Origin of the sequence: Labrys sp. (in: a-proteobacteria), assembly GCF_047605565.1 — a bacterium.
In the GTDB taxonomy this organism is placed as follows: domain Bacteria; phylum Pseudomonadota; class Alphaproteobacteria; order Rhizobiales; family Labraceae; genus Labrys; species Labrys neptuniae.
This window is the reverse complement of sequence record NZ_JASGFM010000058.1, coordinates 1-20,698: the sequence shown is the minus strand read 5'-3', so window position 1 is coordinate 20,698 and position 20,698 is coordinate 1. Positions and strand designations below refer to the sequence as shown.

The 20,698-nt window shown below is 64.8% G+C and carries 21 protein-coding genes; 11 read left to right on the top strand and 10 right to left on the bottom strand.

Going from position 1 to position 20,698, the window contains the following annotated elements; translation table 11 throughout:
- Positions 1-9: 9 nt before the first annotated feature.
- Entirely contained in the window at positions 10-915 is a 906-nt protein-coding gene (locus tag QM672_RS30350; protein ID WP_415087057.1) for a LysR family transcriptional regulator, read from the bottom strand.
- Positions 916-1,036: 121 nt separating this feature from the next.
- Between QM672_RS30350 and QM672_RS30345 the strand changes: the two genes are divergently transcribed.
- The 7 genes from QM672_RS30345 to QM672_RS30315 all read left to right on the top strand — a co-directional run bounded on the left by QM672_RS30345 (position 1,037) and on the right by QM672_RS30315 (position 5,268).
- Entirely contained in the window at positions 1,037-1,810 is a 774-nt protein-coding gene (locus QM672_RS30345) for an SDR family oxidoreductase (RefSeq protein WP_311934584.1), read from the top strand.
- Between the two features lie 281 nt (positions 1,811-2,091).
- Positions 2,092-2,850, top strand: a complete 759-nt coding sequence (locus QM672_RS30340; RefSeq protein ID WP_367626686.1) for a heme ABC transporter permease — start codon at positions 2,092-2,094, stop codon at positions 2,848-2,850.
- A 1-nt stretch (position 2,851) separates the two neighbouring features.
- Positions 2,852-3,055: a heme exporter protein CcmD gene (gene ccmD / locus QM672_RS30335; protein ID WP_367626685.1), complete on the top strand. Its 204-nt coding sequence runs from the start codon at positions 2,852-2,854 to the stop codon at positions 3,053-3,055.
- Entirely contained in the window at positions 3,052-3,645 is a 594-nt protein-coding gene (locus QM672_RS30330) for a DsbE family thiol:disulfide interchange protein (RefSeq protein ID WP_415087054.1), read from the top strand. The genes ccmD and QM672_RS30330 overlap by 4 nt, the downstream gene beginning before the upstream one ends.
- Positions 3,646-3,681: 36 nt before the next feature.
- On the top strand, positions 3,682-4,185 hold the full coding sequence (locus tag QM672_RS30325) for an RNA pyrophosphohydrolase (protein ID WP_367626683.1): 504 nt from the start codon (positions 3,682-3,684) through the stop codon (positions 4,183-4,185).
- Positions 4,185-4,682 carry an RNA pyrophosphohydrolase gene (locus QM672_RS30320; RefSeq protein ID WP_415087052.1) on the top strand — a complete coding sequence of 166 codons (498 nt, stop codon included), beginning with the start codon at positions 4,185-4,187 and terminating at the stop codon, positions 4,680-4,682. Before QM672_RS30325 ends, QM672_RS30320 begins: the two co-directional genes overlap by 1 nt.
- 175 nt (positions 4,683-4,857) lie before the next feature.
- Positions 4,858-5,268 (top strand): acyl-CoA thioesterase, encoded by a 411-nt coding sequence (locus QM672_RS30315; protein ID WP_311934589.1) that lies wholly within the window; start codon positions 4,858-4,860, stop codon positions 5,266-5,268.
- Between the two features lie 75 nt (positions 5,269-5,343).
- Here the strand turns inward: QM672_RS30315 and QM672_RS30310 are convergent, their stop codons facing one another.
- On the bottom strand, positions 5,344-6,234 hold the full coding sequence (locus QM672_RS30310; RefSeq protein WP_415087050.1) for a DMT family transporter: 891 nt from the start codon (positions 6,232-6,234) through the stop codon (positions 5,344-5,346).
- Between the two features lie 149 nt (positions 6,235-6,383).
- Positions 6,384-6,818, bottom strand: a complete 435-nt coding sequence (locus QM672_RS30305) for a group III truncated hemoglobin (RefSeq protein ID WP_367626681.1) — start codon at positions 6,816-6,818, stop codon at positions 6,384-6,386.
- A gap of 135 nt (positions 6,819-6,953) precedes the next feature.
- Here QM672_RS30305 and QM672_RS30300 point away from each other — a divergent pair, with 135 nt between their 5' ends.
- The 3 genes from QM672_RS30300 (at position 6,954) to QM672_RS30290 (ending at position 11,091) form a co-directional block, all read left to right on the top strand.
- Entirely contained in the window at positions 6,954-8,270 is a 1,317-nt protein-coding gene (locus QM672_RS30300) for a S41 family peptidase (RefSeq protein ID WP_311934592.1), read from the top strand.
- A gap of 250 nt (positions 8,271-8,520) precedes the next feature.
- Positions 8,521-10,185, top strand: coding sequence for a GSCFA domain-containing protein (locus QM672_RS30295; protein WP_415087047.1), 1,665 nt, complete (start codon positions 8,521-8,523; stop codon positions 10,183-10,185).
- Positions 10,186-10,215: 30 nt separating this feature from the next.
- Positions 10,216-11,091 carry a phytanoyl-CoA dioxygenase family protein gene (locus QM672_RS30290; RefSeq protein WP_415087045.1) on the top strand — a complete coding sequence of 292 codons (876 nt, stop codon included), beginning with the start codon at positions 10,216-10,218 and terminating at the stop codon, positions 11,089-11,091.
- A 196-nt stretch (positions 11,092-11,287) separates the two neighbouring features.
- Here the strand turns inward: QM672_RS30290 and QM672_RS30285 are convergent, their stop codons facing one another.
- The gene (locus QM672_RS30285) at positions 11,288-11,638 is read right to left on the bottom strand and encodes a GFA family protein (RefSeq protein WP_068294685.1); all 351 of its coding nucleotides are present in this window, start codon (positions 11,636-11,638) and stop codon (positions 11,288-11,290) included.
- A 208-nt stretch (positions 11,639-11,846) separates the two neighbouring features.
- Here QM672_RS30285 and QM672_RS30280 point away from each other — a divergent pair, with 208 nt between their 5' ends.
- On the top strand, positions 11,847-13,166 hold the full coding sequence (locus QM672_RS30280) for an LLM class flavin-dependent oxidoreductase (protein WP_415087043.1): 1,320 nt from the start codon (positions 11,847-11,849) through the stop codon (positions 13,164-13,166).
- A 162-nt stretch (positions 13,167-13,328) separates the two neighbouring features.
- On the opposite strand, the gene QM672_RS30275 is transcribed toward QM672_RS30280, so the two are convergent.
- The 6 genes from QM672_RS30275 to QM672_RS30250 form a co-directional block, all read right to left on the bottom strand.
- Positions 13,329-14,156, bottom strand: coding sequence for an aldo/keto reductase (locus QM672_RS30275; protein WP_311934596.1), 828 nt, complete (start codon positions 14,154-14,156; stop codon positions 13,329-13,331).
- A gap of 152 nt (positions 14,157-14,308) precedes the next feature.
- Positions 14,309-15,289, bottom strand: a complete 981-nt coding sequence (locus QM672_RS30270) for an aldo/keto reductase (RefSeq protein WP_311934597.1) — start codon at positions 15,287-15,289, stop codon at positions 14,309-14,311.
- A gap of 235 nt (positions 15,290-15,524) precedes the next feature.
- Positions 15,525-16,604: a hypothetical protein gene (locus tag QM672_RS30265; RefSeq protein WP_311934598.1), complete on the bottom strand. Its 1,080-nt coding sequence runs from the start codon at positions 16,602-16,604 to the stop codon at positions 15,525-15,527.
- Between the two features lie 11 nt (positions 16,605-16,615).
- On the bottom strand, positions 16,616-19,081 hold the full coding sequence (locus QM672_RS30260; protein WP_415087040.1) for a caspase family protein: 2,466 nt from the start codon (positions 19,079-19,081) through the stop codon (positions 16,616-16,618).
- A gap of 4 nt (positions 19,082-19,085) precedes the next feature.
- A complete protein-coding gene (locus QM672_RS30255) occupies positions 19,086-20,204 on the bottom strand; it encodes a patatin-like phospholipase family protein (protein ID WP_415087038.1) in 1,119 nt (372 codons plus the stop codon).
- An 88-nt stretch (positions 20,205-20,292) separates the two neighbouring features.
- Positions 20,293-20,698 (bottom strand): ROK family protein (locus QM672_RS30250; RefSeq protein ID WP_415087036.1); only part of this gene is annotated, 406 nt, incomplete at its 5' end.

Below are 20,698 nucleotides of genomic sequence, written 5' to 3'. Positions count from 1 at the left end.
AGTTCGAAGCTACCGTATCAGGACCTCGCGCTTGAGCAGGGCCTCGAGCCAGTCCGCGAACAGCTGCACCCGGCGGGAAAAATGCCGCCGGTGGGGGAAGAGCAGCGTCATCGGCATGGAGGCGGCGCGATAGTCCGGCATGACTTCGACGAGTTCGCCGGCCGCCAGGTGGCTCTTGACGTCATAGGCCGGGATCTGGATCAGGCCGAAACCGGCCAGGCAGCAGGCGATATAGGCCTCGGCTCCATTGACGACCACACGGCTGCGCACCGAACGCGTCTGGATGGCGCCCTGCTCCAGCCATTCCCAGGGCTCCACCCGGCCGGTGCTGGGGGAGGCGTAGTTGACGGCCAGATGCCCGTCGAGGTCCTCGGGACTGCGGGGCACACCATAGCGCGCGAGATAGGCCGGGCTCGCCACGTTGATCAGGGCCAGTTCGCCGATGGAACGGGCAATCAGCCCTGAATCGCTGAGAGGGCCGACCCGCAGCACGCAGTCGAGGCTGTCCTCGACCAGGTCGACGGTGCGGTCCGTCACGCCGAGATCGACGTCGATCTCGGGATAGAGGTCGAGGAATTCGGCCAGGGCCGGTGCCACGATCAGCCGGCCGATGCGGCCGGGCAGGTCGACGCGCAAGCGCCCGGCCGGGCCGACGGCCGCCTGCCGGAACAGGCTTTCCGTCTCCTCGAAATCGCTGAGGAGGCGCAGGCAGCGCTCATAGAAGGCGAGGCCATCCTGCGTGGGCGCGACCTTGCGGGTGGTCCGATGCAGCAGGCGCGCGCCCATGCGTGCTTCCAGATCCTTGATGGCGGCCGAGACCGAGGGGCGCGGCAGCCCCAGCGTGTTGGCAGCACGCGTGAAGCTCGAACTGTCGACGACACGGACGAAGATGCGGAAGAGGTCGATGCGGTCCACGGCCTAATACCAGATTAGTACAGGATCCTAACATGTCATGTTCGAATGGGTAGCTTTATATCGGAATTCAAGACGATAAGCTGGCCTCCGATAAAGCTTCACTCGTGAAAGGAGGTCCAACATGGCCGATCACAGCATCAAGGGAAAAGTCGCGCTGATTGCCGGAGGCGCCAAGAATCTGGGCGGGCTGCTCGCCCGCGATCTGGCGGCGCAGGGCGCCAAGGCGGTCGCCATCCACTACAACAGCGCCGCCACCAAGGCCTCGGCCGAGGAAACCGTCGCCGCCATCAATGCGACCGGTGCCAAGGGCGTCGCCTTCCAGGGGGACCTCACCTCGGCCGGTGCGGTCGAGAAGCTGTTTGCCGATACGATCGCCGCCGTCGGCCGTCCCGACATTGCGGTCAACACCGTCGGCAAGGTGCTCAAGAAGCCTTTCGTCGAGATCACCGAGGCCGAATATGACGAGATGACCGCGGTCAACTCGAAGACCGCCTTCTTCTTCCTCAAGGAGGCCGGCAAGCATCTCAACGACAACGGCAAGATCTGCACGCTCGTCACCTCGCTGCTCGGCGCCTTCACGCCTTTCTATGCCGCCTATGCCGGCACCAAGGCGCCGGTGGAGCATTTCACCCGCGCCGCCTCCAAGGAATTCGGCGAGCGCGGCATCTCGGTGACCGCCATCGGCCCCGGCCCGATGGATACGTCCTTCTTCTATCCGGCCGAGGGCGCCGATGCCGTCGCCTATCACAAGAGCGCCGGCGCCTTGTCGAAATTCTCCAAGACCGGCCTCACCGACATCGAGGACATCGTGCCCTATATCCGCTTCCTCGTCTCCGACGGTTGGTGGATGACCGGCCAGACCATCCTGGTCAACGGCGGCTACACCACCAAGTAGGGACGACGAACCTCTGCCTTGCCCGGGCTTGACCCGGGTATCCAGCGGCGGGGTACTCGCTGTGTCGCGGGAGCGATTGGATTGCCGGGACGGGCCCGGCAATGACAAAGCTGGCGCTCGGTACATCGTGATGATGCCGGACCTGTAGAAATCGGCAGAGGCCCGTCCCCGGCCGACGCAGGACTTCCTCATGGATCGGGGAAGTCCTTCGCGCGCGGCTCTCGGATATTTGTGTTTCCTGCGTCATTGTTTCGCCGCGCCGGCGCGGGTAAAACAAGCCCATGTGGAAATATGCCAACCCCACCCTGTTCATGGGCCTTGCCGGCCGCCTCCTGCCCTGGCTGGCAGGGGCGACGGTGCTGCTGTTCGCCGCCGGTCTCTATGGCGCGGCCCTCGCGCCGGACGACTACCAGCAGGGCGCCACGGTGAAGATCATGTATATCCACGTGCCCTGCGCCTGGCTCGCCATGGCCGGCTGGGGTGCGATGTCGCTTTCGGCGCTCGGCGTGCTGGTCTGGCGCCATCCCCTCGCCGAAGTGGCGATGAAGGCGGCCATGCCGATCGGCGCCGCCTTCACCTTGCTCTGCCTGATCACCGGTTCGCTCTGGGGCCAGCCCATGTGGGGCACCTGGTGGGTCTGGGATGCGCGCCTGACCTCGGTGCTGGTGCTGTTCCTGATGTATCTGGCGCTGATGGCGCTGTGGCACGCCATCGAGGATCCCAGCAAGGCAGCGCGGATCTCGGCCGTGCTGGTGCTGGTCGGGGCCATCAACATTCCGATCATCAAGTTTTCGGTCGAGTGGTGGAACACCCTGCACCAGGGCGCCTCGGTGTTCCGCATCGGCGGCTCCACCATCTATTCCTGGAACATGCTGTGGCCGCTGCTCGACATGGCGCTGGCCTTTACCCTGCTGTTCGTCACGCTGCATCTGACGGCGATGCGCAACGAGATCCTGCGTCGCCGCATCCGCACCATGCGCCTGATGGCTGCGGCCGGCGTCACACCGGCCATGACCGCCTCGCTGCCGGTGGAGGCGTAAGATGGTGCTGTTCGGCATGGATCTCGGGCCGCATTGGGCCTTCATCGTCTGGGCCTATGGCCTCGCCGTCGCGGTGATCGTCCTGCTGATCGCGTGGGTGGTGCTGGATCACAAGGCGCAGCACAGAACCTTGGCCGACCTGGAAGCTCAGGGCCTTCGTCGGCGCTCGCGCCGGGACGCCAAGCCGGACGGACAATTGCCATGAGCAACAGCCAGATCCTGCCGCCGGCACCGCGCCGCCGTGCGCTGGTGTTTCTGCCCTTGATCGTGTTCGCGGCGCTCGCCGGCCTGTTCTTCTACCAGCTCCGCTCCGGCGGCGACCCTTCGGCGCTGCCTTCCACCTTGATCGGCAAGCCGGTGCCGCAGATGAGCTTGCCGCCGCTGGCCGAACTGGTCCGGGATGGCAAGGCGCTCCCCGGCCTTGCCACCGCCGATCTCAAATCGGGTGGGGTCAGCGTGGTCAACATCTTCGCCTCCTGGTGCGGCCCCTGCCGGGACGAGCATCCGGTGCTGATGAAGCTGGCCGGCCTCGGCAAGGGGCGCCTGGTGGCGATCAACTACAAGGACGACCCCGACAATGCGCGCCGCTATCTCGGCACCTTCGGCAATCCCTATGCAGCTGTCGGCGTCGACGTGAACGGCCGCTCCGCCATCGACTGGGGCGTCTATGGCGTGCCGGAGACCTTCGTGGTCAATGGCAAGGGGGAGATCGTCGACAAGATCGTCGGCCCGCTGAGCGAGGACAGCCTCAAGACCAGGTTGCTGCCTGCGATCGAGGCCGCCTCCAAGTCCTGAGCTGCTATTCCCAATCTGCGACATTCCGGGCCCGCAATGACCGACCGCTCCAAGCTTCCCTACCGCCCTTGCGCCGGCGCGGCGCTGTTCAACGCGCAAGGCCAGGTCTTCGTTGGCCGCCGCAAACCGCGCACCGGCAGCGCGCCCGATAGCTTCGAATGGCAGATGCCGCAGGGCGGCATCGACGAGGGCGAGGACCCGCGCGAGGCGGCGATCCGCGAGCTCCATGAGGAGACCAATGTGCGTTCGATCGCCTTTCTGGCCGAGGCGCCGGACTGGTATTCCTACGACCTGCCGGCCGAGGCCGTCGGCGGCGGCTGGACGGCGCGCTATCGCGGCCAGACCCAGAAATGGTTCGCCTTCCGCTTCACCGGCCCCGACAGCGAGATCGACGTGCTCAGGCCGGCTGGCGGCAAGCACAAGGCCGAGTTCGAGGATTGGCGCTGGGAAGATCTGACCGCCTTGCCTGGCCTGATCGTGCCGTTCAAGCGCGGCGTCTACGACGAGGTGGTGGCGGCCTTCCGGCATCTGGTGGCGTGATGGACCAGACCAGACCCTATCGGCCGAATGTCGGCATCGCTTTGTTCAATGCCGAGGGGCTGGTGCTGGTCGGCCGCGCCGAGACCTCCGGGCCGGAACTGATCGTGCCGGGCTTCGAATGGCAGTGCCCGCAGGGTGGCATCGACGAGGGCGAGGACATCGTCGCGGCCGCCAAGCGCGAACTCTGGGAGGAGACCAACGTCCGCAGCGCTTCCCTGCTTGCGGTGACGGAGGAATGGTGGCCCTATGATTTCCCGCCTTATGACGGGCCACCGCACAAATTATCGCCCTATCGCGGCCAGAAGCAGCGCTGGGCAGCCTTGCGCTTCGAGGGGCAGGACAGCGAGATCGACGTCGTCAATCTGCCGACCGGCGAGCCGCAGGAATTCTTCGGCTGGCGCTGGGAAAGGCTGGCGCGGCTGCCCGACCTGGTGACGCCGCACAAGCGTCCGGTCTATCTGCGCATGGCGCAGGCCTTTGCCGGGTTCGGGGCCTGACGAGCCGGGAACCTTTCGCCGACCCACCCTGTTCAGCGTAGATCCATTGGACGGATTGGCGCCGTGCCATGCTTGTGCCAAGCTATGCTGCTTCAATGGCACTTGGGCTGTATGGGGGCTGCATTTCGGAAGTGGCGTCCCCATATGCCGATTTTGGCGCGGAGGCGCGGAAGCGATGTTTCGGAACGTCATGCCCTATGATTATACCGTCGGTATCGATCGCTCGGATATCGACTTCATGGGCCATGTCAACAATGCCAGCTACCTGAAATGGGTGCAGGCGGCGATCATCAGCCATTGGGAGCGCCTGGCGCCTGCCGAGGCGCTGAAGAAGCACGCCTGGGTGGCGCTGCGTCATGAGATTACCTATCGCAAGCCGGCCTTCCTCGAAGACGATGTGATCGCCACCGTCATTCTCGAGAAGGTGCATGGTGCGAAGGCCTTTTACGGCATCATCATCAAACGCGGCGAGGAAGTGCTCGCCGAAGTGAAGTCGAGCTGGTGCTGCCTGGATGTGGCCACCAAACGCCCGAAGCGGCTTTCGAGCGCCATCATCGAGCGTTTTCTCGGCAGGCCGGCGGGGTAGTGCGCCTCTGGAGTGCCGATCCTCTCGCCTTGGCTCCGTCAAGTAATGGAGCGAGATCGGCATTCCAACCGAGGTTCATACCTCCACCGCCGGTTTGCGTGGGGGAAAAAGCTGGTCGCGTGAGGCGATGAGCGCCCCGCCGACGATGAGCAGCACGGCGAGTGCCAGAGCCAGGCTCGGCGATGCGATGCCGACGGCGACCAGGATCAGCGTCGAGAGCACCGGCGTGGCATAGGAAGCGACGCCGAGCAGGCGGATGTCGCCATGCTTGACCCCGCGATCCCAGGCATAGAAGGCCAGGCCCACCGGTCCCAGGCCAAGCCCGACGATGGCAAGCCACTCCTTGGCATCGGGCCATATCGTGGTCTCGAACAGGGCGTGGCAGACCAAGGCGAGTACGCAGGTTACCCCGCAAAAGCCGACCACCGCATCCGTCGGCACCGCCTTGAAGCGACGCGACAGTACCGAATAGCCGGACCAGATGAAGGCGCAGGCGAGCGCCAGCGCATAGCCGGGGCCATTGGCCATCTCGAAGCCCGAAACACCCTTGGCGAGGGCGAGCGCCAGGACGCCGGCAAAACCGAGCAGAGCGCCCGCAACATGATACCAGCGCAGCCGCTCGCCAGGCAGCATCGCGGAGAACAGCACGATCAACAACGGCCAGAGATAGGCGATCAGGCTGGCCTCGGCCGGCGGTGCCCGCTTGAGCGCCTCGAAATAGACGGCGTGATAGCCGAACAGGCCACCGACGCCGAGCGCCCAGACTGGCCAGGGCTGGCGCAGGGCCGCGGTGGCGCCGGGGCGGAACAGCCAGGAGGCCGCGCCCATCAGCGTCGCTACAGCGAAGGTCAGCCCGAGCAGTTCGAAGGATGGGATGCGGTGAGTGAGCGCGGTGGTCAGGGCGAGGACGGACCAGAGCAGGATGGCGATGAGGCCGATCAGGGTGGCGAGCAGTTTGGCGGGCATGGATGGTTCTTTCGGTTGCGCCTGCTATGCCGCAAAATCGAGAGAGGCGCCATCCGGGATTTTTGAGCGACGTGCCGCCACGCCTGTTGGAGGTGATTCTGATGCCGTCATTGTAAGGGGAGCGAAGCAAGCATGGTCGGCAATGCTATTTAAGCCGGCAGCCTTCTCGCCTGGTGCCGCGGCGGCCGGATCTCGCCGTGCTGGGTGCCGATCGACATCTCGAAACTGTCGGCGATGCGGCGGGCGCGGTCGATGAAGAGCAGGGCGGCATTGCGGGGCAGCACATCGAGGCTGGTGCGCTCGAACAGATCGAGCCAGCGATCGAAATGCCGGCCTTCCAGCGGCAGCATCAGATGAGGCCGGAGCGGTCGGCCGTCATAGCGACCGCTGCGCAGGATGACCGATGACCAGAAGGCGCAGAGCTTGGCGAGATGGTCGTCCCAATCGGCGACCTTGGCATTGAAGATCGGCCCGATCAGATCGTCCTGCCGCACCCGGCCATAGAAGGTGTGGACCAGGCGCTCGATCATCGCCTCGCTGATCGCGGTGCCCTCAGGCTCGCTCATATGGATGCTGGCTGCCATGGCTGTCTCTATGCCGGAAAATACAGGCCGGCACCAATGCGCTGGTGTCGCAGCAGCTATTTTTCGGCGGTGCTACTGACATTTGGATGCCGCATCACCATGTAATTGGAAATCATTGGAAGAGTGGAGGCCGCCATGCGCATGCGTCCACTTGCGATAGCTGTTCTTCTTCTTGGTTTGATTGCAGTTCCGGTCAGGGCTCAACAACAGCCGGACCCTGAAAACCCGGACAACGATACTCGCGAGCAACTTTACGAGCTTGGTCGTTTCATTGCGATCTATCAGCGGGTGCTCGCCACCTATGTCGACAAGCCCGCACCGGACGTGCTGATCCAGGGTGCGATCGGCGGCATGATGTCGAAGCTCGACCCCCATTCGCGCTATGTCGATCCCAAAGCCATGTCCGACATGCAGCAGGAGCTTGCCGGCAAGCGCGTCGGGCTTGGCCTCGAGGTCGAGGTGCAGGGCGGCCTGGTCAAGGTGGAGCATGTCCTGGATGCCACGCCGGCCGCCACGGCGGGCTTGAAGGCGGGAGACATCATTCTCAAGCTGGACGGTGATACCGTCCGGGGGCTGAGCCCGGCAGCGATGCTGCAGCGCATGGAAGGAGCGGTGGGCAGTTCCGCCACCCTGACCATCCGGCGGCGTGGCAATGCCGTGCCGCTGTCCTATACGCTCATGCGCGAGATCATCCGGGCCGAGAGCGTGCGCTTCGAGGTGATGGGCGAGGATGTCGGCTATATCCGCATCCGGGAATTCAACGAGCAGACGCCCGACAGCCTCAGGCGGGTTGCGGAACGCCTGCCGACGGCCTTCCGGCCTGGCACCTTGAAGGGCATCGTTCTCGATCTGCGCAACAATCCTGGCGGTTTGCTCGATCCGGCGATCATGGTGTCGGCGGCCTTCATCGGCAAAGGGGTGCTGCTGTCGATCCGCGGGCGTGAGCCCGACCAGTCGAAGGTCTATATCGCCCATGGCGAGGACATCACCGGCGGCGTGCCGCTGGTGGTGCTGATCAACGGCGGCACCGCCTCGGCGGCGGAGATCGTCGCCGGTGCCCTGCAGGACTTCAAGCGCGCTACCATCCTGGGTACGCGCTCCTTCGGCAAGGGCTCGATCCAGACGGTGACCCGCCTGCCCGACGACAGCGCCCTGGTGCTGACCACGGCGCGCTACTATACCCCGCTCGGCCGCTCGATCCAGGCTCAGGGCATCGAGCCCGACATCGCCGTGCGGCAGCAGGATCCGACCGGTGCCGGCCTCGGCCATGCCACACCCGGCGAAGCAGGCCTGACGGGTCATCTCAGGGGAACGGGCCTCAAGGACGAGAGCGGCTCATCCCTCTATGTGCCGCCCAATCCTACCGACGACATCCAGCTTCGCATTGCCCTCGACATGCTGCGCAGCACGGAACGCGACCGCAGCGAATTGTGGCGGCCTCCCGGAAACTGAGTGGCGGCGATTCGAACGCAAAAACGCGCCGCCCGGCTTCGCGCCGGGGAGGTCGTTCTGCAACCATCGGCTGCGTTCCATGGCCGATATGAGCCGGTGGCGTGCAGGGGCGGCGGCGGGAAGCCACCCGCGGGCAGACACAAAATCGTCACAAAGCTGTCTCTTGACGCCGAGCAACATTCCATGGACTCATAGAAATCGTCGAGTCAGGAGAACATAGCTCAGTTCAACCAAAATCATCAGAGGTCCCGTGCCGCTATACAAATCGTCTGCTGTAGATGCAATCAAGCTTCGTAAGGCGAATGAATACAGTTTCTGGGGGTCGAGAAATGCTGCTAATCGAGTGGAACCGATTGCCAGTCCGCATTTTGATTTTGAGTTAGATCTGGAGCCGGGTGACAAGATCTTCACCGTTGGATCGTGCTTCGCACGCAATGTGGAAGGCCGGCTTGCCACCGCGGGCTATCGCCTGCCGATGCGGGATTTGATGGACGATCGCAGCTTCGCGGGCGTGCATCCTCGGGCGCTCAACAATTTCAGCACACCGTCCATCTGGAACGAATTGGGCTGGGCCACCGGGGAATTGCAGTTCGATGCCGAGCAGGCCATCGTCGAATATGGCTCCGGCAAATGGCTCGACTTGCACGTCACCCACAATGTGCAACCCGCGCCCCGGGAGACGGTGCTGCGCCGACGCTCGGCCATCACCAAGGCCTATGGCAGTTTCAAGGACTGCAAGCTGATCATCGTCACGCTCGGCCTGGTCGAAGTCTGGTACGACAATGTGGCAGCTACCTATCTCAACAGTTTGCCGCCACCGCCGCTGGTCCGCCGCTATCCCGAGCGCTTCGAGCTTCACGTGCTCTCTCATGACGAGACGCTGGATTATTGCGACCGGGCCTTGGGCCTCCTGCGCAAATATGGGCGGAGCGACGCGGTCATCCTGATGAGCGTATCGCCGGTGGCGCTCGGAATTACGCACCGTCCCGAGGACGTGATGGTGGCAAATTGCTACAGCAAGTCCGTCCTGCGTACGGTCACCGAGGAAATGGTCGCGCGCTACGACAATGTGCACTACTTCCCCAGCTATGAATCCGTGCTCCAGAGCGACCGGCAGATTGCCTGGATGAATGATTTTACCCATGTGAGCGAGACGCTGATCGCTCATAATGTCGACCGCCTGGTCCGGCATTTCGACGCAGGCGGCGTGGGCGGCGACAGCCTGGAGAGCGCCCAGGCCAGTATCGAGGCGGGCGGGGCATCGGCGGCGCATTTGCATGCCGTCGAGGCGCGCAAGGGTGATCCGAGTTCGGCGGCGCGCTTCTTCTCCGAGTTCGGCGAGTGGTCGGAGAAGTCGCCGACCTTTGCGACCGAGCACATCGAGTGGCTGGTCGAGCAGAAGCAGCCCGCCAAGGCGCTGGAGGTCGCATCGCTGACCGATGCCCGCTCCGAGCGGATCAAGATGGCGAAGGCGCGTGCCCTGTTGATGCTCAAGCGCAACCGGGAGGCGCTGGACATCCTCTATGATCCGAAGCTGGAGGAAGCGCGATCGAGCCGCTACTGGTCGCTTCGGGTCGAGGCGGAAGGAAACAATGGCGATGTCGCCGCGCTGGAGACCACGCTGAGTGGCTGGTCGCGCGCTCTCCCCAAGCATGCCTCGCAGGCGCGGATCCATGTGGCGCGCGCCTTGTTGGCGCAATCCTCGGTTGGGCGCGCGCTGGAACTGCTCGAGCTTGCGCTGGTCGACAATCCCAAATCGGCCCTTGGCCATATCCTCTGTGCCGAGGCGCATCTATCGCGTGGTGACCTTGTCGCCGCCAGGCAGAGCTTCGAACAGGCGGAGCCGGCAACGCCAAGCGAAAACCGCCGCTACAACAAACTGAAGGACAGGATCGGCGAACTGGTCGGTGCGTAATTGATTTGAAGCAGGAGCTTGGGGGCGCCTATGCTAAGCGAAGTTCAGAAGAACTCATTCGTCGACAAGGGCTATTGTACCGTCCAGATAGACCTGGACGCCAAATGGACGAACTGGGCGATCAACCTGACATGGAGCCAGATCGACAGCCATTTCGACCGCGACGATCCCAGGACCTGGATCGGTGAGATCGAGGACGATTGCCGGTCCGCCACGCTCGCCAAACGCCGCGGCCGGCTGAAGTTCAAGGACAATGTGTTCCGGCATCCCGAACTGATCCGCATGATGTATGGCAACGGCCCGGTGATGTCGGCCGTGCGCAGCCTGATCGGCGAACGCTGCGTCGGCCGCCATGCGACGCGCGGCCTCTATCCGATCTTTCCGACCCCGCAGTCGAGCGACACGATCAAAGGCGGGATGGATGCCCATCCCTTCCAGGTGAATGCCGTCCTCTATCTCGACGACGTTGCCGAGGATGGCGGCGCCTTCAGCGTCTGGGAAGGGAGCCATTACATCATGGCGAAGGCATTTGCCGGTCGCGCTTCCTACAAATTGCTCGACAATGTCGAAGCCTTGCGCCTGGAGGCGGAGGCCCGTTGCCGTCATGTGATGCTGCCGGGGCCGCGCGGCACCCTGGTGCTGTGGCATCATCGCCTGCTGCACACGCCGACGACGAACCGGACCGACAAGATTCGCTATGCCTTGCTCGCGGACTACTACCGTGACGACTGGCTCGACCAGGCCGACGAGCCCCACACCGCGGACTTCTGGGAAGGGTGGCCGCTGTCTGCGTCGCCGTCGTCGAGGCCGGCCCACGAACCGGAAACGCCTGGATTGACCGTCTCGCCGCGAAACACCAGGGCGCGTCGAAGCAAGGAACTCGCGCAATCAGGTGCTCCGGCATGAAGGCGTAAGGCCTGTCTCGCGTAAGAGGGCCGCTTGCCGCGTCTGTCAGTGCATGAGGGCGATGGGCTCGCGCTAAAGCGTTTTGCGATCTGGCGGAATCACCAAGAATCGCAAAGACGCCCAAGCCAATCCTTTGGATTGGCTTGGGAACAATGAGTTAGGGCAACTGAGCGTTCACGCTTGAACGCGCTTTGCGCTAGGTGCTCGCGCCATCGAATTTGTGAATCTCGAGCGCATCGAGGTCGATGGCGGGCACGCAGCGCAGATTGATCGCCACCATGGCCGCCCCGTCGGGCCGCTTTGCCTTGGCAAAAGCCTGAGTGCCGCAGGTCTCGCAGAACTGGTGTTCGATGCGGTGCTTGTTGAACTGGTAGGTCTTGAGTCTCGCCGGGTCGGCGGAGATGGTCACCGCTTCGGCCGGCAGGAAGGCCAGGAGCGAGCCCTTGCGGCGGCAATAGGAGCAATTGCAGCTCACGGCGCTGGTCGGCGCGTCGGCTTCGGCCGTGAAGGAAACTGCGCCGCAATGACAACTGCCTTCGAAGCTCATGTCTCGTCCTCCCGGGATGGTTGTGTGCAGGGCGCCAAGCATAGCCCGTGGCGAGGGATTCGGGGATCCTGTTCCGGTGTCGGGAAGGGGACTTCCTTTTGTTTGCGCCGGGCCTTGGCAGACATCAAAACCATACACACTCTATATTCTGAGTGATTTGCTCGCCCGGGCCTTGCGGACCCGGCCTGCCCTTTCATGGGAGATCTTCATGGCCCGCCAATTGCGGCTCGGCGCCTTCATGCGCCCGGCGAGCATTCATACCGGAGCTTGGCGCTATCCGGGCGCCTGGCCCGACGCCAATTTCAACTTCGCCCATCTCAAGCACCTGGCCCAGCGCCTCGAAAGCGCCCGCTTCGACGCTTTCTTCATGGCCGACCATCTCGCCGTGCTCAACATGCCGGTGGAGGCGCTCAAGCGCAGCCATACGGTGACGTCGTTCGAGCCCTTTACCCTGCTGTCGGCCCTGTCGGCCGTCACCGAGCATATCGGCCTGGTCGCCACCGCCTCCACCACCTTCGATGCGCCCTACCATGTCGCCCGCCGCTTTGCCTCGCTCGATCATCTCAGCGGCGGCCGGGCGGGCTGGAATATCGTCACCACGTCCAATCCCGATGCGGCCCTCAATTTCGGCCTCGACGATCACATGGGACACGACGAGCGCTACCGCCGGGCGCGGGAGTTCTATGACGTTGTCACCGGTCTTTGGGACAGCTGGGCCGACGACGCCTTCATCCGCGACGTCGAAAGCGGCCTTTATTTCGACCCGGACAAGCTGCATGTGCTTGGCCACAAAAGCGAGTACCTCTCCGTGCGCGGCCCGCTGAACATCGCTCGTCCGGTGCAGGGCTGGCCGGTGATCGTGCAGGCGGGCTCTTCCGAGCCCGGACGCCAGCTCGCGGCCGAAACGGCGGAGGCGGTGTTCACCGCGCCGCCCAACCTCGCCGAGGGACGCCGCTTCTATGCCGACGTCAAGGGCAGGATGGCCAGGCTTGGCCGCGACAGGGACCATATGAAGATCCTGCCGGCCGCCTTCGTGGTGGTCGGCGACAGCGTGGAGGAAGCCAAGGCCAAGCGCGCCAGGCTCGACAGCCTCGTGCACTACGACAGTGCCATCGCTTCGCTCTCCATCGCGCTCGGCCATGACGTCTCGGGCTTTGATCCCGACGGCCGGCTGCCGCCCATTCCCGAGACCAATGCCAGCAAGAGCGGTCGCGAACGGGTACTGCAACTGGCCGAAAGCGAGGGCCTCACGGTGCGCCAGCTCGCCCAGCGCCTGGGCGGTTATGCGGGCCTCGCTTTCGTGGGCACGCCCGCAAGCATTGCCGATGAAATGGCGGAATGGCTTGAAAGCGAGGGTTCCGACGGTTTCAACGTGATGTTCCCCTATCTGCCCGGTGGCCTCGACGACTTCGTCGACAAGGTCGTGCCGATCTTGCAGGAGCGCGGCCTGTTCCGGCGCGAATATGAGGGGCGGACGCTGCGCGAGAATCTCGGCCTGCCGCGGCCGGAAAACCGCTTCTTCAGATAGGAGAAAATTTCCTGCAGAGTCGGGGCGGTTGGAGTGTCAGCCTCCTGGCTGACATCTTGGAAACGCAGCCCCTGCTGGCAAACGGGATGTCAGCCAGGAGGCTGACACCCTGCATATCCTGCGCTCTTTCATGCAAGCGCAACTATCGTCCCAAACCCGCCCTCACACCATCGCGAAGGTGTCGGGATCCGGGCCGATCTTGCCCTTGGGATCGTCGAGCTTCTCGATGGCGGCGATGTCCTCCGGCGCCAGCTTGAAATCGAAGACCTGGAAGTTCTCGACGATGCGGGCCGGCGTCACCGATTTGGGGATGACGACATTGCCGATGTCGAGATGCCAGCGCAGGATCACCTGGGCGGTGCTCTTGCCGTACTTCTCGGCGATGGCCGTCAGCGTGGGATCGGAGAGCAGCGTGCCCTGGCCAAGCGGGCTCCAGGCCTCCGTCGCGATGCCTTCCTTGGCGTGATAGGCGCGCAGGGCCTTCTGCTGGAAGCGTGGATGCAGTTCGACCTGGTTGATCGCCGGTACCACGCCGGTCTCCGCCTTCAGGCGCTCGAGATGGGCGATCTGGAAATTGGAGACGCCGATGGAGGCGACGAGCCCCTCCTCGCGCAGCTTGATCAGGGCCTTCCAGCTTTCGACATAAAGATCGCGCGAAGGCACCGGCCAGTGGATGAGATAGAGATCGATCGTCTCCAGGCGCAGTTTCTTCAGGCTGGCCTCGAAGGCCCGCAGGGCCGTGTCATAGCCCTGGTCTCCGTTCCACAGCTTGGTGGTGACGAAGATGTCCTTGACCGGAACGCTGGATGCGGCGAGCGCATCGCCCACGCCTTCTTCGTTGCCATAGATGGCAGCGGTGTCGATCGAGCGGTAGCCCGCCTCGATCGCCGCCGTCACCGCGGCGTTCGCGCCCTCGTTCGGCACCTGCCAGACGCCGAAGCCGAGCTGGGGAATTTCCTTGCCGTCATTGAAGCGGATGGTCGGACTCATGGGATTCTTTCCTGAAGTCGTCGAAGGGAAGGGAGGGATGAAAACGGAGGGGCGGTCCGATTCCAGGGGAGGCGGATCGCCGGATGAAGGATGCAGCCGCTGGGGCACCATCCTTCATCTAAGGTCTGGTCAGCGAAGCGCAACCATCGGTCTCACTGAAAGCCGGCGATCGCATGCGGGACATAAGGGGCTTCGAGCGCAGCGATCTCTTCGCCTGTCAATTTCAGATCGAGTGCCGCGATGGCATCGTTCAGATGATGCGGCTTGGAGGCGCCGACGATCGGAGCGGTCACGCCGCTTTTCTGCGCCACCCAGGCGAGAGCCACCTGTGCCCGCGGCACGCCGCGCGCCTTGGCGATGGCGGCCACGGCCTCGATGACCCTGCGGTCGGCTTCCTGGGTCGCGTCATAGAGCGCCGTGCCGACATTGTCGCTCTGCTGGCGCTCGCTGCTCTCGTTCCAGTCGCGCGTCAGTCGGCCGCGGGCGAGTGGGCTCCAGGGCAGCACGGCGATGCCCTGGTCGCGACAGAGCGGCAGCATCTCGCGCTCCTCTTCCCGGTAGAGCAGGTTGAGATGGTCCTGCATGCTGACGAATTCGGTCCAGCCATGCAGCCGGGAGGTGTAGAGCGCCTTGGTGAACTGCCAGGCATGCATGGAGGAGGCGCCGATATAGCGGGCCTTGCCGGCCTTCACCACGTCATGCAGGGCCTCCAGCGTTTCCTCGATGGGGGTCGACGCATCCCAGCGATGGATCTGGTAAAGGTCGACATAGTCGGTGCCGAGACGCCGGAGGCTGTTGTCGATCTCGGCCAGGATGGCGCGGCGCGACAGGCCCTCGCCATTGGGGCCGGGACGGGTGCGGAAGAAGATCTTGGTCGCCAGCACGATCTCCTCGCGCCGCGAAAACTCCCTGATGGCCCGGCCGACGATTTCCTCGGAGGTCCCGTCCGAATAGGTATTGGCGGTATCGAGAAAATTCACGCCGGCCTCGATGGCCTGGCGGATCAGGGGGCGGCTCTGTTCCTCGGGCAAGGTCCAGGCGTGATTGCCGCGATTGGGATCGCCATAGGTCATGCAGCCAAGGCACAGGCGTGACACTTCGAGGCCCGTCGAGCCGAGCTTGACGTAATCCATGGATGAAACTCCTTGCTGAAAACCTATTTCGGGCGCGTTGCCATCCGAAGGACCACGCGAACCGACTAATCCCGCTACTCGATGGATTGGGTCGATTGTGAATCGGCCGGGTGCCGAAGTCCAGCTTCAAAGCAAGGCAGAATGGCTCGCCGGCATTCACACAGTTGCGAGATACCCGGCTGGGCGTGTCGCCGATGACGCAACCGATGTCTCCGCCAAATCGCGACTCTTGCCCTTACAGCTCGAACTCGATGCCTTCCTTGCCCGCTTCGGGAAACAGGCAATCATAGTGCCAGCGTCTCTTCAATTCCTCGTCGTCCCATTGCTCCGTGCTGGGCTGGCGGAAGTTGAACACCAGTTTCTTCCGGCGCTGGGGATCGTTCTTGAGAATGCGGGCGATGGTCTCGGCATCCGGGTGGCCGTGGCGGCTGCCATCGGTCGAGAAGGCAAAGCAGGTACAGTCGATCAGGCGCAGCAGGGCCGGCGAGGTGTTGGCCTTACTGCCGTGATGGGAAACCTTGAGGCAGTCGAGCGCCAAGGGGTTCTCCGGACTATGGCCGAGGCGCTCGAGCGCGGCCTCGATGACATCGGAATGGGAGTCCGCCGCCATCAGCACGCGCCTTCCGTCGAATTCGGCGATGAACACGATGCTGGTGCCATTGGGCTTGGTGCCATCGCGTTCGAAGGCGCGCGAAGCCAGGGCATCGACATTGAGGCCGCCGAGAATCTCGCGACCATCGGCAAGGGCCTGCTCGACCAGGTCCTCGTCCACCGTGCGCAGATGCGCCTTGGCCAGTTCATTGTCCCAGACCGGCAGCAAGTCCGTGAGCTTGCGGTCCGTCGGAGAGAGCAGGGTGAGCTTCAGCCCTCCGGTGAGCGGCAGGGCTTCGCGCGCCTCCGGACTGTCCGTGGAAACGATGCCGGAGGCGAACTGGCTGTTCCAGGGCCAATGGCTGGCGACGATGCCGGCCGTGACCTTCTCGGCCTGGCCGGCGCCCATGGTTTCACGGTCACCGAGCCGGTCCCTCGCCGCGATGAGCTGGGCATGGGCGTTGAACCAGACATTGCGCGCCGTGAAGGGGAGCGCCGTTTCCCCGAACAGCGGCACGGCGCCTTCGATGTGGTCGGCGTCGATGTGGCTGATGGCGAAGAGCTCGAAGCTGCCGATCGCCTGCAGCAGCGGCTTCAGCACCCGATAATTCTTGGTACGGCCGAGATCGACGAGGGCGCGATGGAGGGAGTCTTCCTCGCCCCAGCTCAGCATCAGCGCATCGCCCTCGGAGGCCGGATGCATGGCGAGCCTGAAAACCGGCATGGCAGTCTCCTTCAAGCGCCGAGGCGGATCACGGTGAAGGCCTGGGTCGAGTCGATGCGGTTGGCGAAGGCGCGGGCTGCGCGGCGCGGCGCTTCGAGTGCCTTTTCATCCGGCAGGCTTTCGAGCCCGCGGGCCAGCCAGTCCGCTGACAGCGAATAGAGCGGTGCGCCGCGCGAAAAACCCTCCAGGAACCGGGCCTTGGCCTGTTCGAACTGCTTGGCGGTGCTGGCCCGCATCAACAGGCGGCGGCCAAGGATGATCGGGCCGTCCGGGATGAGCGGAAACCAGTTGGCGAGATTGAAGAGCCAGGGGTCCCAGCGGCGTTCGAGGTCGGGCGACGAGGCCGAGACGGCGATCAGCGCGGCCGCCAGCGCCGCGATCGGATCGGCGAGCTTGTCCTGCATCGCGTCGATCACGGCCTGCTGGAGCCCGCCGGCCAGGAGCCTGCTGCCGGCCTCGGCGTCGCGCGCCGCCAGGAAGCCGATCAGGCCGCTCCAGATGGAGTTTTCGGCGATGATGGTGACCATGCTTTTTTCGCGCGGCGCCTGCCTGTCGACGAGGACATAGGGGCGCCAGCGCCCCGCGATGCTCGGCACCACGGCGAGATTGCGGCGCGGGCCGGCTTCGATCGCGACGAAGACCGGGCGATCGTCGGTGCTACTTTCGAACGGCGCGAAGCGATGGGCCGCGGCGTCGGCCAGGCCAACCTGCGCGAGCCGCCCGTCGTCATTGTCTATGGCTGCGGCGAGGCGGGGATCGGCAAGCGCATGCAGGCCGAGCGCATAATCGACATGGCCGGCGATGGTGGCAATTACGGGTATCACCGGCGGAGGGGCGGGCCGAGGAAAACCGGGCTGCCAAAGGGGCGGTGCCGAGCTGTCGACGTCAGCCGATGGACGCGGCCGCAAGCTTTCCAGGCCCGGCGCCGGAGCGGGAGGCGACGGATCAGGGGGAGGAGACGGCGGGACGGCACCGGTCGCCGTCGCCAGGCCGAGCCATTCATGTGGCGAAGCCGGCATGGCGAAGCGCACTTCCAGCACCTCGTCCTTGGCCACCGTGACGTTCTGGATCTCCACCCGGCCATCGGGCGTACGCAAGGTGACGACATGTTCGCCAGGCCCGACATCCACGGGCGTGGCGCCGCCGATGGCGACGACAACCTGTTTGGGGCTCTTCTTCGCCTCGTTCGCCCCGGCAACCTCGGCCACGGCACCGGCTGCGATCGCCACGGGGCCGGAAAGGCTGATGAGCAGCCGTGCGACCGGGCCGGCGCTGCGTCCCGGGTCGAGTTTTTCCACTACGGCGGGAGGCGGCGTCGCACTGTGCCTGATTTCCAGGAAGACGGCTGGCGCCCGCGCCTTGCCCTTGGCCCCGCCGATATCCGCGCCGAAACGACGGGCGGAGACGTTGATGGCGGTGGCTTCGGGATATTTCAGGAGCTGGAAGGGCGGCTTTCCGGTTGCGCCCTCGAAGGCCGTCTCGCCGCCGGGGACGGCGGTGACGGTGAAATCGCTCTCGGGCCAGTTCTCGGGTTCGGCCATCGAAATATAGACCGGGATTTCCGCCCGCTCGCCGGCGAAGCTGATCTCGAAAGTACCGGAGATGCGCCCACCGGGCGTCTGCGGTTTCTCGTCCGGCAGGCGGTGCAGCTCGAGCAGGCGGCTGATGCTGTCCACCAGCGGGCCGGGGCGCACCGGCCAGTCCTCTTCGGCCGGATCGCCGGCGACACCGCCGAGTGCGCTCAGCAGCGCATCGGCAAACAAAGTGGTGTTGTTGACGCGGCCTCCCGCGACTTCTCCGAGCGCGGTGGCGGCGATCACCCATTGCTTGCTCGGCTCGTCATGTCCCCTGTTTTCGCGGGTCAGGGCAATCAACTTGCTTCCGAACGGCTCGTTCCAGGGCAAAGCGAGATTCGTCGCCGAGCGGCAGCAGTCGAACAGCAGAAGCTGGGAGACGGCTTTGGCGTTCTCCAGGGCGGACATGAACTGCTCGACTTCGGACATGCCGGCCGTGGCGTCGAGATCGTCCATGGCATAGTCCTCGAGGAGGAAGGCCGTGCGGGAGAGCAGGCTCTCGCCATGGCCCGCGACATAGAGGATGGCGAGATTGTCCTTGTGCGTGTTGATGCGCCTCACCCAGGCCCGTACCGCCTCGCGCGACGCGGCGAAGCTGGCGCGTGGCACCGGTCCATCGGCATAGGTGGCGCGGGGATCCCCGCCCGCTGCCGGCTCGGAGAGCAGGAGGGCGAGGCTGCCGAGCGGACAGGCCTCGTTACGAAAGCCCGGCGTGTCCCCGACGAACCAATCCGCCAGGGCTCGTGCCGAGAAGGTGGTGGAGGTCAGCGGCTTCTTGAAGCGCGACGACTGATAGGCACCGACTCCGATGATCAGCACATGGGTGGCGGGGCCGGCTGCCAGCGCGTCGTCGCGATAGACCAGGCCAAAATTCCTGTCGGGATCGGTGCCGGCGAGTTTCATGGCCCTAGACCGGAAAGCCGGGCAGGGGATAGGCCGTCGGAGCCGGCTCGGTCGGCGCGACATAGCTGCGCAGGGCGACATCCATCATCAGCCAGCCCCAATTGATGAGCCGGCTCTGCTCCTCCTCGTCGAAGGGATCGAGGCGGGTCCGCATTTTTGCCAGCCGCGCGACCGCGGTGGGGTCGGGCTTCAATGTCTGTGGGGCGGGATATTTCGAGGCGACGCTGTCGATGCCGCTGAAGGCAATGATGCGGCCGGCGGCCTTGGCTTCGGCGAAGAGCAGGCGCTTGCGCAGGCCGCGTGCCTGGTCGGTGGCGATGTCGAGGACGCGCAAGGCCTGCTGGGGCCAGAAGGCATGGGCGGATTCCTCGGTGCCGAAGGGGGCACCGGCATCGCTGACGATCACGGTGGCGAAATCGTCCACCGTCTCCAGCCCGAGATTGTCATACGCGCCGCCATCGATGAGGGAAAGCCTGTGGTTGTAGTCGGGATCGCCGAAATGGCTCGTGCCGGTGGCGTTCACCCAGTGCGCAGGGTCGACCTTGATCTCCACGGGCGACAGCACGGGCGGAAAGGCGCTCGAAGCGGCGACGGCCACTGCAAGCCGGATGTCGGGCTTGGGTATGATGCCGACAGCATAGTCGGCCAGCCGGATCTTTTGCAGGCGCACGAGCCGGCCGGTCTGCAGATTGGTGGCATTGAAGACGAATTGCGGGCTGTCCGGCAGATCCTGCAGGCTGATGCCCTCGAAGAGATCATCATAGCTGTCGGCGAGGACGTCGCCGATGGACTTGCCGGGCAGGATGGTCCCGAGCCCCACCGCCTTGGTATCGACGGAACGGGTGCAGAATTCACGCAGCGGTGCGATCACCTTGGCGTCGAGATCGGTGACAACGCCGTTCTGGAAGGTCAGCTGTTTCCAGGCGGCCGCCAGCATGCCGGAGGTGATCGAGCCGCCCGACACACTGGAGACCCGGCTGATCTTGGCGAGCAGGCCGAGCTGGTTGAGCCGGATCAGCGCGCCGCAATGATAGAGCGTGGCGCGAAAGCCGCCGCCCGAGAGGGCCAATGCCGGCGTGTTGCGATCCACCGTGCGGTCTTCGATTCCACCGGCCTGTGCCATCGCCCATCCCCCATGCAGGATCTGCAGGCGGAGTGTTTGACCAAACCCGTGAGTCGGGCGTTATTCCAGCGTCAGGGCCGGTCCGCGATCACCGGGTCCGCTCGCCGAACATCAGGAGGGCCGCGGCGCCGACGAGGCCGGCATTGTCGCCGAGAGCCGCCTTTACCACCGGCACGTCGCGGAAGGCAGGCAGGGCAGTGGTGCGGATGGCCCGATGGATCGTCTCGTCCATCAGGTCGAAGCCATGCGAGACGCCGCCGCCCATCACCACTTTCTCGGGACTGTAGAGATGGATGAGGCTGACAAAGCCCTCGCCGAGCAGGGTGGCTTCCTCGTCGAGGAGCGCGAGTGCCGTCGCATCGCCCTGGCGCGCGGCTGCGACAACGTCCCCGGCTGTCGGCGCCGTCAGGCGGGCGAGGCTGCTCCCGGGATGAGCGAGGGCGGCGTAGTCAGCGACGGCCGGCTCCTGCATGGCAGGCGCGGCATGACGGCTC